Below are 11,574 nucleotides of genomic sequence, written 5' to 3' on the forward strand. Positions count from 1 at the left end.
AAGCTAACATCAAGCTATTAAGTCGCTTTWAATGCAGTTCAGGACAGAATTGGTAGAGAGAGTCATGTAAGATATTGAGTTCGCACATCTTGTTGTCTGATTATTGATTTTTGGTGAAACCATTTGATCATATGACAAGGTGTGCATCTACCTTAAATTGATGATTTTTATCTAAATCATCAGGGGATTCCTCAGTGCGCAACCCCCATCAGCAGTTGATTGGTGCGATCAAAACCCAGCTTGTTCGTTACCGACGTGTAGTTATCAATATCAACCACAAACAACATGTAGCACGATTGGGCATTGGCACGCCGCAGTAATGTATCGGCACGGCGAATAAAGACAGAGGGGCTATGAAGCCCGGTAACCGTATCAATGTCACTCGCTCGCTCTAAATCACGATTATTTTTCCGTGCCAGCCCCCAAAGTAACACAGAGGTAATAACGACAAACAGGTGCCCCTTGAACGACTGCGCCCAAGCATACATTTCTAGATTGTCGGATAGCACGTTAACCAATTGATCGGAAAACAGTATCCATAACGAAGCAAAAAAGAAGTAAATTAATGCTAATTTTAGTGCGTAGTACGCTGTTTTCTTCATTAAAAGCCTTTTTGATCTCTTAACACTACTCGGTTACTCCTCTTTGACACCCACGCCTTTGATGATCGTCCATCATAGCAGCTCTATCGTTTCACCGCTTCAAGCCATTGAGTCAGATAAGTATAACCTACATAGCGACCATCAAATGATCAAAATGCAAAAGGCTCGCCTCCAACATTAAACAACCATAACTAAATTAGTATTTTCTTATTTTTTGTGCCGTATGCTGCTCTCTCGTTTAGTAGTCACGTTTTTTGACGCACTAAGAGGAAAATCATCACGTGGCTGTGAAGCTCAATGAGGTCGGACGGGATAGGCACTAAGTTAGGAAACGGCTATACCAGTGGGCATGGCATTTGTGGCATGGGCCATTTATCGAAACGGTCAGTCGTTGCAACGCTGACCTTTATCGGTGCCGCGTGAAAAAACGTTAACAAACAATGAGTAATCAAGAGCAGGTGGCACAATCCACCGCCTACTCACTGTAGGTCGCATTGTGGTAGGTCGCATTGTGACGACGAAAGAAAACAGTTACGACGAAAACAACCCCGACGATAAATAGCGATCACCGCGATCACAGACAATGGCGACCACCACAGATCCGGGCTGTGCTTTGGCGACTTGCAAGGCCGCAAATACCGCGCCTCCAGAGCTAACACCGGCACAAATACCTTCCTCTCGCGCTAATGCGCGCGCCGTTTCTTTGGCGTCTTGTTCAGAGATATCCATCACTTCATCGATATGCTCATCGGTATAAATGCCGGGGAGGTACTCAGCCGGCCAGCGACGAATCCCAGGGATCGAACTGCCTGCCGTCGGCTGCAAGCCAATGGTTTTAATCGCGGGATTTTGCGCTTTTAAATACTGCGCGGTTCCCACAATCGTGCCTGTGGTCCCCATACTGGCAATAAAATGGGTGATTTTTTGTTGGCTTTGTTGCCAAATTTCTGGCCCTGTGCCGATTAGATGCGCCTGCCAGTTATCAGGATTATTGAACTGATCCAGCACTTTACCTTGACCTTGAGCCTGCATGGATAACGCCAGATCGCGCGCACCTTCCATCCCCGCCACTTGCGAGACGAGGATCAACTCACTGCCATAAGCTCGCATGGCATCTTTGCGTTCTTGTGTCGCATTTTCAGGCATGATTAAAATCAGCCGATACCCTTTAATCGCCGCCGCCATCGCCAGTGCTATTCCCGTGTTGCCACTGGTTGCTTCAATCAAGGTATCGCCGGGTTGGATATCACCCCGCGCTTCTGCCTGCACGATCATATTGAGTGCGGGTCTGTCTTTCACCGAACGGCCGGATTATTGCCCTCGAGTTTGACCAAAACAGTGCTGCCTGTCGCTGCGGCTAACCGCTGCAAGCGTACCAAGGGGGTTTGTCCCACGTAGTCTTCAAGTGTCGGGAAATCAGTCACGTTTGTTACCTCTGCGTATCCTATTCACTGGCGTTAAGCCTTGGTGCGCTGTTGATGCTCATCATCATACAAGGGTCCGAACATCGGCACGCAGACATATTCTCACTAACATATATAAAATGGTTATAGTAAAACTATTTTTTATTCCTGATGATTGCTTTTATTCTGTGACTAACACCTACTTATATTGCTAGAACAGCATCAACCGGTCATCAAGGAATTTCACAATGAAGGTATTCAAAACGCTAGCTATTTCAGCCTTGCTTGCCACCAGCGCTTCTCAAGTGTCCGCGGAGGAACAAACACTATTGAACTCCTCCTATGATATTGCGCGGGAGCTTTTTGCCGACTACAACCCATTGTTCGCGGAGCACTGGCAGGAAAAAACCGGCGAAAGCATCACGATCAAGCAATCGCATAGCGGATCATCGGCCCAAGCGCGTGCAATTATGCAGGGCTTGCCTGCAGATGTTGTCACTTTTAACCAAGTTACCGATGTACAGGTGCTGCACGATCGCGGCAAACTGATTGATGCCGATTGGAAAGACAACTTCCCGAATAGCAGTTCTCCTTATTACTCCACCACGGCCTTTTTGGTGCGTAAGGGTAACCCCAAAAACATTGAAAACTGGGACGATCTTGCCAAAGACGATGTCGCGTCTGTCTTTCCTAACCCGAAAACTTCAGGCAATGCGCGCTATACCTACTTAGCCGCGCTCGGTTACGCACAAAAAGCGTTTGGGAAAGACAATACCGAGCAGCAAGACCAATTTTTAAAACAACTTCTTGCCAATGTGGCTGTGTTTGATACCGGCGGCCGTGGCGCGACAACCTCGTTTGTTGAGCGTGGCATAGGTGATGTGCTGGTTACTTTCGAATCAGAAGTCAACAACATCCGCCAACAATATGGCAGTGATGAATACGATATCGTAGTGCCTAAAACCTCAATTCTGGCAGAGTTTCCGGTTGCAGTCGTGGAGCGTAATGCCAAGCGCAATGGAACAACAGAATTAGCAAACGAGTACCTATCTTATCTTTACAGTGAAAAAGCACAGCGTTTACTGGCTAACTTTAATTACCGCGTTCACCATCAAGCTGTCGCAGAAGAATATGCCGATCGCTTCCCTCACGTTGAACTGCTGACGGTAGAAGAGATCACAGGCAGCTGGGGCAAGGCAATGAAAAATCACTTTGCCAGTGGCGGAAAGCTAGACCAGCTCCAGCGCCGCTAATTTTCATCACGACCTGTATAGAGACGTTATGTCATCGTTATCGCATCAACGCCAAGCCATGCCACGAGGAGTGCGCCAGCAACGCGTACTCCCCGGGTTTGGCATCAGTTTGGGCGTATCTTTGTTGTTTATCAGCTTGATTTTGCTGCTGCCAGCCAGTGGTTTAATCATGCAAACCAGTCAAATGACCTGGCAGGAATATTGGTTTGCTATCTCAGACCCACGTATTGTCGCCAGTTATAAAGTCACGGCAGGCGCGGCGCTGATCGCCTCATTATTTAATGGTGCGATTGGACTGCTCTTTGCGTGGGTGTTGGTGCGATACGATTTTATCGGCAAACGCTTTATTGATGCATTGGTTGATTTACCCTTCGCATTGCCCACCGCGGTCGCCGGTGTCACCCTCGCCACCTTGTATGCCGATAATGGCTGGATTGGCGGTGTGCTTGCCAACTTAGGTATACAAGTGGCCTATACCCCGATAGGTATTGTCATTGCGATGATGTTTACCAGCCTGCCCTTTGTCGTGCGCACCGTACAGCCGGTGCTGGAAGAGATCTCGCAAGAGGAAGAAGAAGCCGGCACCTTATTAGGCGCAAGCGATTTTGCGGTATTCTGGCGGGTGATCCTACCCACCATTAAACCCGCCTTATTGGTCGGTGTCGCCTTGTCTTTTACACGCAGTCTCGGCGAGTTTGGGGCCGTGATTTTTATTGCCGGCAATATGCCCTACGTCAGCGAGATCACCTCACTGATGATTTTTGTTCGTTTGCAAGAGTTTGACTTTCCAGCAGCCAGTGCCATTGCCTCGGTGATCTTGATGGCGTCTCTAACGTTACTGTTTGCGATCAATCTTTGGCAAGGTCGCTACTTAAAACGCATTCACGGCCGGTAAGGATAGCTTTATGACTCCCCACTCTGCCCGAATCGGTGATTCTGTTTGGATCAAACGCAGCTTGATTGGATTAATGCTGATACTGGTTGCGCTCGTGCTAGTCCTCCCTTTATTGAGCATTTTTTCCATCGCGTTTTCCGACGGTATTGCCACCTACTTTGACCATTTACTGGCGCCCGACACACGCCATGCAATTGGTTTAACGCTATTGGTCGCCGTTATCACGGTGCCAATCAACCTAGTATTTGGCGTGATGTTGGCATGGGCAGTAACACGCTTTCAGTTCCCAGGCCGTAAACTGGTCACGACGCTGATTGATATCCCATTCGCTGTCTCTCCCGTGGTCGCAGGCTTACTGTACTTGCTGCTTTATGGCAGTAACGGCTGGCTAGGCGCGTGGCTATTTGAGCATGATCTTCAAGTGATGTTTGCACTGCCTGGCATTGTGTTGGTCACTATTTTTGTCACCTGCCCCTTTGTTGCTCGCGAGCTGATTCCGTTAATGCAGCAGCAAGGACATGCAGAAGAAGAAGCCGCGGTAGTGCTAGGGGCATCTTGGTGGCAACTTTTTCGCCGCGTCACCCTACCGAACATTAAATGGGCTCTGATATATGGGGTGATATTGACCAATGCCCGTGCCATTGGCGAGTTCGGCGCGGTCGCCGTGGTGTCAGGTAGCATTCGTGGCCAAACCAACACCTTACCCTTGCAGGTGCAGCTTCTGTATGAAGACTATCAAACCCAAGCCGCGTTCGCTTGTGCCTCTTTACTTGCCTTTATGGCATTGGCCACATTAGCGCTGAAAGCCTTGGTGGAGTGGCGCCAGCAGCGCGCACACTCAATCACGCTAGAAGAGAGCAGCACGTCAACGCCTGCCCGATTTGTCCCACAAACGACCCAGAGTGAGCAGTAAGATAATGCGTATTCAACTTAATAACATCACCAAACACTTTGGTCAGTTTCAGGCACTTTCGCCGCTATCCCTCACCATAGAAAAGGGCGAAATGATGGGGCTACTCGGGCCGTCAGGTTCGGGAAAAACCACGCTATTACGGATTATCGCGGGATTAGAAAACAGCAACAGTGGTCAAATCCACTTTGGCGATCGCGATGTCACCCAAGTCCATGTCCGTGACCGGCGCGTTGGTTTTGTCTTTCAAAATTACGCTTTGTTTAAACATATGACAGTAGCGGAGAATATTGCCTTCGGCTTGCAAGTCATGCCTCGGCGCGAGCGCCCTTCAGCGGCCGCTATCAGTCAACGTGTTAACCAGCTGCTCGAGGTGGTCCAGCTGAGCCATCTTCGCCAGCGTTATCCTGAGCAATTATCGGGCGGACAAAAACAACGTATCGCTTTAGCACGTGCACTCGCGACGCAGCCAGACATTTTGCTTTTGGATGAGCCCTTTGGTGCACTGGATGCACAAGTGCGCAAAGAGCTACGCCAATGGTTACGCCGTTTACATGATCAAATGGCTTTCACCAGCGTGTTCGTGACCCACGATCAAGATGAAGCGCTGGAGCTATCGGATCGCGTGGTGGTGATGAGTGACGGTAAAATTGAACAAGTCGATAGCCCAGTCGATCTTTATCGCCTCGCCGAAGAGTCGATTCGTGTTTGATTTCTTGGGGAATGTGAATATCTTTACAGGCCAGTTTCAGCAAGGGGTATGGACAAATGGTAACGCCTTTATCGAACCCGCCCTCTGTGCGCAGACCAAGCAATCCGGCCATTTGTATGTACGCAGCCATGAGCTGACGATCAGCGACAAACCCAATAGCCAGGTATCGCTACCTATGCGCGTAGTATCGATCAACCCGGTGGGTGCCGAAGTCCGCGTATCACTGGCACCGCAAGGCTGGAGCAGTGACCACCTGTGGGAAGCAACGTTAACCCATCATGCGTGGCAAGCCGCAACCTACCAAAAAGGCGATACCGTGTATGCGATGCCGCATATTGGCTATTTTTTCAACCATGACGACACAGCTCCCCATCGCCTACAATGGCCATTTTTGGCGGCAGACAGCTTGGTGTATGATATTTAAGGCACGCCTTTTCTTATTGGCGCGAAAACACAGCAGGTGCCATCACCCTAGCATCTGCTACTTATTGCTTAAGTTTAGACCTTGGTGAGCGGTCATCCCGCCCCGCCATCCGCGCGAGCTTTGCTCAACATGGGGCCAAATTGCACCACAAACCAACCATAACTCACCACCCAAAGTAGCGCAGACGTCGCGACAAGCTCAAGGTATAAACAGGCCAAAACCACATACCCAATACACGTATTAGTGCGGAAATGAGCAAGGCATAAAACAACCAAGCGACAGCGGGACCCTGGTACACATTCCGTCCCGTATGCCCAAGCGTCACCCGTGCAATCATGGCCAAGATCACCCTCCGAGCGCGCCTATCGCGAAGAGATGCCAAATCAGGTTCGATGCCCAAGGGTTAATCACCACCGCTTTTAATATTAACCCAAACGGTATGAAAAGGTAGAACAAGTGAAGCGAGAACAGCATCGGCACTTGGTACGCTTTCCAACCTTGCCAGCGGTAAAGCCGAACGCTCTGGGCAAGACCCGCGGCGAGCAACAAGCCACGCGCGACCATATTGTCAGTGCCTGCCACTAAAGTGACACCAATCAGCAGCACAAACACCGCGATAATCACCCGCTCTAGCCACACTGGCGTACTTGAAACCTGAATGCCCAATTTCTTTTCCGTGAAAAATGGAATAACACGTCCACCCATCACGCTAATCAGTAGCATGAACCACAACAAGGTACTGTGCCAAACTTGGTTAATAGGTAAAGACACCTCCCCCAACAGCACGCCGTAAGATAACGCATTAAGTAAGGCCGCGATCGCCAAAATAGGGATAAAAAGATAATTGCGCTGGCGCTTGGTCATCACCACGCGATAGCCCAAGGACCATGCCACGCAAATAATAAACAGCGTATCGATTACTAAGCTAGTCCAGATAGGTACATCGACCCAGAAGCTAAGCCTTGCCAACAACCATAGCGAAAAAATGGCGACAAGCTTAATCCCTCGGGTGCCTGGCACGCTTGTCCAGTTTGTRTACGGCTGTCATTAAGAATCCACCGACAATCGCCATCGAAAAACCAAACAGCATCTCGTGAGCATGCCACCACAACGAAGGCACCGTCAGTGAGATCATGCCGGGATGGATATACAGCCCAGTCCATACAATAATGACAAGACAAGAGTAAAGAGCACCAAAGAGAAAAAAGGGTCGGAACCCAAGTCGAAACAACGGCGGGATCTTATCCTCTTTTTGTTTGTCAGTGACGTTCAACAGCATGGCCAATACTCCGTAAGCAAATCAGCTTGCCACCGTAGCACAAAAGAATGCTTCTCAATTGATACTAAACAAGTTTGAACTATTTTAATGTGCCACAAAAAGAAAGGGTATTCTGTTTACTAATTGACCAAGATAAACATTGTCACCCCAAAATGCTGGACGAAACCAGCCGTAGCCACAACAATTTCTCACACCCGTCATCGCAACAGTCCAGCAAACACAAACAGAGATTGAGGAACAACATGACCTATCCATCTAGCACTAAATTTGCGTTACTCGGTGCCGCACTTATCGCAATCAGTTATGGTCTAGCACGTTTTGCGTTTGGTCTATTTGTTCCGCCAATACGCCACGATTTAGGATTAAGCCCGTCTGAAATCGGTATGATTAGTGCCTTACCGCTCATCAGTTTTATCTTTGCCACCTTAATTGCCTCCGTCATCGCCGATCGGATCGGTGCAAGAATCACCGCGATTATCTCCGGATCTTTTGGCACCGTTGGTTGGGTGTGATCAGCCAAGCGTCAGGAGCGATTTCACTCGGTATTGGGGTCGTTGCCTGCGGTATCTGTACTGGCTTAATGATGCCGGCCCTCACCGCAGCGATGCAGGCGGTCGTCAATCGTGCTCTTCACGGTCGCGTCAGCTCAGTAATGAATGCGGGGACCAGTATTGGCGTGGTCGTTGCTGTGCCTGTGGTATTGACGCTTGAGTCAGCCTGGCGTACGGCATATCTTTCTTTTGCGGTCATTGCAGGAGTCGGCGTATTAGCGGCGTGGCGTATGCTACCGTCCGTCTCACCGGTAACGCCCACAGATGCGGCTCCCGCCCCTCCCATTAGTCGATTGCAATGGGCCCGACTTCTGCGCTTATCACTGTTTGCGTTTGCAATGGGGTTTGTATCTGCGGCTTATTGGATCTTCGCGCCAGATTTAGTCATCACTTTAGGTGAGCTCCCTGCGGATGCCACCGGTTGGTTATGGTTTGCCGTGGGCCTTGCTGGTCTCGGCGGCGCGGTAGCCGCTGATCTTGCCGATCGCAACAATCCACCCATTACCCACGCGTTAATGCTAATGATGCTGGCTGCGAGTATGGCACTGATTGCAGCAAGCCCCAGTAACTTATTATTGGCGGTGTTTTCTGCATTGGTCTTTGGCCTCGCCTACATGAGTTTAACTGGCCTGTACCTAATGACCGGTATCCGCCTTCTCCCCGGTCGTTTATCTCTGGGTCCCGTATTGCCCTTTTTGGCTGTATCACTCGGCCAAGCCGTTGGATCACCCGTTTTAGGCTTATTGGTAGAGCAAATGGGTTACGCGAATGCTTTTTCACTGTTTGCATCAATCAGCATTGTGGTTGCCATTATCTCTCCACTCTACCCTCGCCAGCTCGAACAAGAGTGGGATGAAGAAGCGATCGAGGACACGGGTCTACAAGCAGCGTATGATCATCAACTTCAAGATGAAGAGGGTGAACCTTATCGCGGTGTGGAAATAGAAGAAGATATCGAGACAGCCGAAGAAGACCGCGAAAGTGAAAACTAATTACAAAAATGTTATTTAACATAGATATAAATTTAACGTTGATCACGATTAAAACGCGTACCATGCTCCAAACATACTGATATGTAATTTAGTTACACACAAGGAGCGTGCTATGTTATCAGCGATTAAGGAACTATTTACTCCTCACAAAGACTATGCAGGTCGACACATTGACGCTGTTATCGACCGGTTAGCGGCGCAAACAGGGACAGAAACCCATGCGTGGTCTTATCTCCACGAGCAAGCTGTATATGAAACGGAATGCGTATTTACCCGCATGAGCTAAGAAAGTACGCGGCCTAGTACAAACGGTACTCAGGACACCAGCAGATTTTACGTCGTGTGGATGTGGGGTTCGTGCTAGACTCGACGCCATTCAGTGTGTCTGAGCAATAACGCGGACACACGCCTCTTGTTTGTTGAGTCTGTTATGCCATTTAAAAAACTGGGGTTAAGCGCCCCGCTTTGCCAAGCCATTGCCCAACGCGGCTTCACCACTCCAACGTCAATTCAGGCGAAAGCGATTCCGATCATCCAACAAGGGCATGATCTGATTGCGGCTGCGCAAACGGGTACCGGGAAAACCTCGAGTTTTATCTGGCCTATCATCGATAAATTATGTGCAGGTGAAGCGGGGCGTAAAAAGCGCGCTCGTGCTTTAGTTGTCGCCCCCACACGCGAGCTAGCCTTGCAAGTAGCGGAGAGTGCCCGCCAAGATAGTCAGTTTACCGCGCTTAAAAACTTGGCAATGGTTGGTGGCATGGACGAGCAAGCACAAAAGCAAGCCTTGATTGATGGGGTTGATATTCTGGTTGCCACCCCAGGGCGACTGCGCGATTTACTCAGCCAACGTGCAATCTATTTAGACGAAGTGGAAGTGCTGGTGCTGGATGAAGCCGATCGTATGCTCGATATGGGCTTTATTGATGCCATTCAGAACATTCTCGACCGATTGCCTGCAAGCACTCAGTGCCTGCTGTTTTCTGCCACCCTGTCTAACAAGGTACGCGATCTCGCCAAAGCGACCATTGGTGATGAAGGTAAAGAGATCAGCATTGCCGCTCATGATGCTTCAAAAGACAATATTACTCAGTGGTGCATCCCCGTCGATAAAGACAAAAAATCGGCTCTGCTGAGTCATTTGATTAAAGAAAATGGCTGGAAGCAGGCGTTAATTTTTATCGAGACCAAGCACGGCGCGGCCAAACTCGCCACCCAATTGGAAAAGCGCGGCATTGAGTCCGAGGCCTTTCACAGTGGACGTAGCCAAGCCGTGCGGACCCAATTACTGGAAGACTTTAAAAACGGTGAGGTTCGCTTTTTAATTGCGACCGGCGTCGCCGCACGCGGCATTGATATTGAGTCGCTCGAACGCGTGGTCAATTACGATCTGCCTTCCCCGCCGATGAATATGTGCACCGGATTGGTCGAACCGGTCGCGCCAGTGCCCAGGGCGAGGCGATTTCTTTCGTTTCAAAAGATAACACCAAGAACTTGCGTATGATTGAAGCACGTCTTGGTCACGCACTAGAGCGCCGTATTATTGAAGGTTTTGAACCCAAAAAACCGGTGCCGCCCACTGAACCGAAATGATTGCTGCGACAAAGTAATAGCGACAAAAACAGTGATCGCAACAAAAACAGTGATCGCAACAAAAACAAAAACGGCGASGCCAGTGCTCGCCGTTTTCGTTTATCGGCTTTACGCTTGGGTAAGCTGTTGCCAGAGCGCCTGCCAAGCGTCTGGGCGACGATAGTATTGGCTCACCGTGATGACTTGCCATTGGCCGTTTTGCTCCACCAGCATGGATGGGAAACCGCGCAAGCCATGCGCTGCCATCAATTGACGGGTTTGATTCACCGCGGGCATCACGTCATTTTCGGCGCGATTCATCGCCTGTTGCCAGGTCTCGGCATCTATCTCCATCTCACTAGCAAGCACTGCAAGCGTGTCGGCTTCATAGACTGAACGACCTTGCTGATAATGACCCTGTTGAATACGTTTCAACATTTCAGCACCCTGCCCATCAATCTGCTGGGTGGCGAGGATCGCTTGCGCGGTAATAAATGAATCCAAAATCACCGGCTGGTCGCTTGCTACGCGGTCAAGATAAGCTTGACCAAAGGTTTGTCCGGTTTGATCGGCAATGGTTTGATCCGCCGCCAAAATGTGTTGACGAAAGCTGTCTTCAATCGGCGCACGCTCACGCATACCACCCGGATGAAGCTGCAAGTTAATGTCAGAGTTGTTGCTCAGGCTCTCAATCAAGGTGGCGGCGCCGAAGCACCAGCCACACATTGGGTCAAAAATGTAGTGGACGTTTACCATTCCATCTCTCCCATGTGCACTTTCGCACCAATTTCCAAAGCCATCGGCAGACCTGCTTTCGGATATTTCGCTTGCATGGTTTTAATCAGCTCAGCGCTGTCTTTGCTGTTTGCTTTCGCTTCGGCAAAGTCTTTCAAATATTGCTGAGCAAAGGTAATGGTGTCAGCGTTCAGTGCCGTGCCCGCTGTCATGTGGCCTGGGATCACCACGTTAGGCTTCAGTGCT

9 protein-coding genes and 6 pseudogenes are annotated in these 11,574 nt (G+C 49.7%); 9 read left to right on the forward strand and 6 right to left on the reverse strand.

Annotated features, from left to right (window positions below; translation table 11 throughout):
• Window positions 1-191: 191 nt before the first annotated feature.
• A complete protein-coding gene (locus DZ54_RS0116085) occupies window positions 192-602 on the reverse strand; it encodes a diguanylate cyclase domain-containing protein (RefSeq protein WP_025675206.1) in 411 nt (136 codons plus the stop codon).
• 309 nt (window positions 603-911) lie between these two features.
• Here DZ54_RS0116085 and DZ54_RS26450 point away from each other — a divergent pair.
• A pseudogene (locus tag DZ54_RS26450) lies at window positions 912-1,025 on the forward strand (YeeE/YedE family protein); the annotation flags it as partial.
• Between the two features lie 108 nt (window positions 1,026-1,133).
• On the opposite strand, the pseudogene cysM reads toward DZ54_RS26450, so the two are convergent.
• A pseudogene (gene cysM / locus DZ54_RS22655) lies at window positions 1,134-2,026 on the reverse strand (cysteine synthase CysM).
• A gap of 227 nt (window positions 2,027-2,253) precedes the next feature.
• Here cysM and cysP point away from each other — a divergent pair.
• From cysP to DZ54_RS26455, 4 genes and pseudogenes are all read left to right on the forward strand, one after another.
• Entirely contained in the window at window positions 2,254-3,258 is a 1,005-nt protein-coding gene (cysP, locus tag DZ54_RS0116095; protein WP_025675208.1) for a thiosulfate ABC transporter substrate-binding protein CysP, read from the forward strand.
• Between the two features lie 58 nt (window positions 3,259-3,316).
• Window positions 3,317-4,153, forward strand: coding sequence for a sulfate ABC transporter permease subunit CysT (gene cysT / locus DZ54_RS0116100; RefSeq protein WP_025675210.1), 837 nt, complete (start codon window positions 3,317-3,319; stop codon window positions 4,151-4,153).
• A 10-nt stretch (window positions 4,154-4,163) separates the two neighbouring features.
• Window positions 4,164-5,066, forward strand: a complete 903-nt coding sequence (gene cysW / locus DZ54_RS0116105) for a sulfate ABC transporter permease subunit CysW (protein ID WP_025675211.1) — start codon at window positions 4,164-4,166, stop codon at window positions 5,064-5,066.
• 4 nt (window positions 5,067-5,070) lie between these two features.
• Window positions 5,071-6,199, forward strand: a pseudogene (locus DZ54_RS26455) (sulfate/molybdate ABC transporter ATP-binding protein).
• Between the two features lie 163 nt (window positions 6,200-6,362).
• Here the strand turns inward: DZ54_RS26455 and DZ54_RS23785 are convergent.
• Together DZ54_RS23785 and DZ54_RS23790 are read right to left on the reverse strand one after the other, a co-directional pair.
• Window positions 6,363-7,219, reverse strand: a pseudogene (locus DZ54_RS23785) (NnrS family protein).
• Window positions 7,197-7,478, reverse strand: a complete 282-nt coding sequence (locus DZ54_RS23790; RefSeq protein ID WP_051416077.1) for an NnrS family protein — start codon at window positions 7,476-7,478, stop codon at window positions 7,197-7,199. The pseudogene DZ54_RS23785 and the gene DZ54_RS23790 overlap by 23 nt, the downstream one beginning before the upstream one ends.
• Window positions 7,479-7,720: 242 nt before the next feature.
• Here DZ54_RS23790 and DZ54_RS26940 point away from each other — a divergent pair, with 242 nt between their 5' ends.
• The 4 genes and pseudogenes from DZ54_RS26940 to DZ54_RS22675 all read left to right on the forward strand — a co-directional run bounded on the left by DZ54_RS26940 (window position 7,721) and on the right by DZ54_RS22675 (window position 10,614).
• The gene (locus tag DZ54_RS26940; protein WP_205619428.1) at window positions 7,721-7,990 is read left to right on the forward strand and encodes an MFS transporter; all 270 of its coding nucleotides are present in this window, start codon (window positions 7,721-7,723) and stop codon (window positions 7,988-7,990) included.
• Complete coding sequence (locus DZ54_RS22670; RefSeq protein ID WP_276202075.1) at window positions 7,987-9,021, forward strand: MFS transporter; 1,035 nt, start codon at window positions 7,987-7,989, stop codon at window positions 9,019-9,021. The genes DZ54_RS26940 and DZ54_RS22670 overlap by 4 nt, the downstream gene beginning before the upstream one ends.
• Window positions 9,022-9,133: 112 nt before the next feature.
• Entirely contained in the window at window positions 9,134-9,307 is a 174-nt protein-coding gene (locus DZ54_RS24430; protein WP_240474055.1) for a hypothetical protein, read from the forward strand.
• Between the two features lie 144 nt (window positions 9,308-9,451).
• Window positions 9,452-10,614 (forward strand): annotated as a pseudogene (locus DZ54_RS22675) (DEAD/DEAH box helicase).
• 108 nt (window positions 10,615-10,722) lie between these two features.
• On the opposite strand, the gene DZ54_RS0116135 reads toward DZ54_RS22675, so the two are convergent.
• Window positions 10,723-11,349 (reverse strand): DsbA family protein, encoded by a 627-nt coding sequence (locus tag DZ54_RS0116135; protein WP_025675212.1) that lies wholly within the window; start codon window positions 11,347-11,349, stop codon window positions 10,723-10,725.
• A pseudogene (locus DZ54_RS22680) lies at window positions 11,343-11,574 on the reverse strand (MBL fold metallo-hydrolase); the annotation flags it as partial. The gene DZ54_RS0116135 and the pseudogene DZ54_RS22680, both read right to left, overlap by 7 nt.

It is taken from the genome of Salinivibrio socompensis S35 (assembly GCF_000513715.1).
Lineage (GTDB): Bacteria > Pseudomonadota > Gammaproteobacteria > Enterobacterales > Vibrionaceae > Salinivibrio > Salinivibrio socompensis.

Bases quoted from the DNA above. Each gene is read 5' to 3' on its own strand.
- DZ54_RS0116085 (WP_025675206.1), bottom strand. From the start codon at position 602: ATGAAGAAAACAGCGTACTACGCACTAAAATTAGCATTAATTTACTTC.
- cysP (WP_025675208.1), top strand. From the start codon at position 2,254: ATGAAGGTATTCAAAACGCTAGCTATTTCAGCCTTGCTTGCCACCAGC.
- cysT (WP_025675210.1), top strand. From the start codon at position 3,317: ATGCCACGAGGAGTGCGCCAGCAACGCGTACTCCCCGGGTTTGGCATC.
- cysW (WP_025675211.1), top strand. From the start codon at position 4,164: ATGACTCCCCACTCTGCCCGAATCGGTGATTCTGTTTGGATCAAACGC.
- DZ54_RS26940 (WP_205619428.1), top strand. From the start codon at position 7,721: ATGACCTATCCATCTAGCACTAAATTTGCGTTACTCGGTGCCGCACTT.
- DZ54_RS24430 (WP_240474055.1), top strand. From the start codon at position 9,134: ATGTTATCAGCGATTAAGGAACTATTTACTCCTCACAAAGACTATGCA.
- DZ54_RS0116135 (WP_025675212.1), bottom strand. From the start codon at position 11,349: ATGGTAAACGTCCACTACATTTTTGACCCAATGTGTGGCTGGTGCTTC.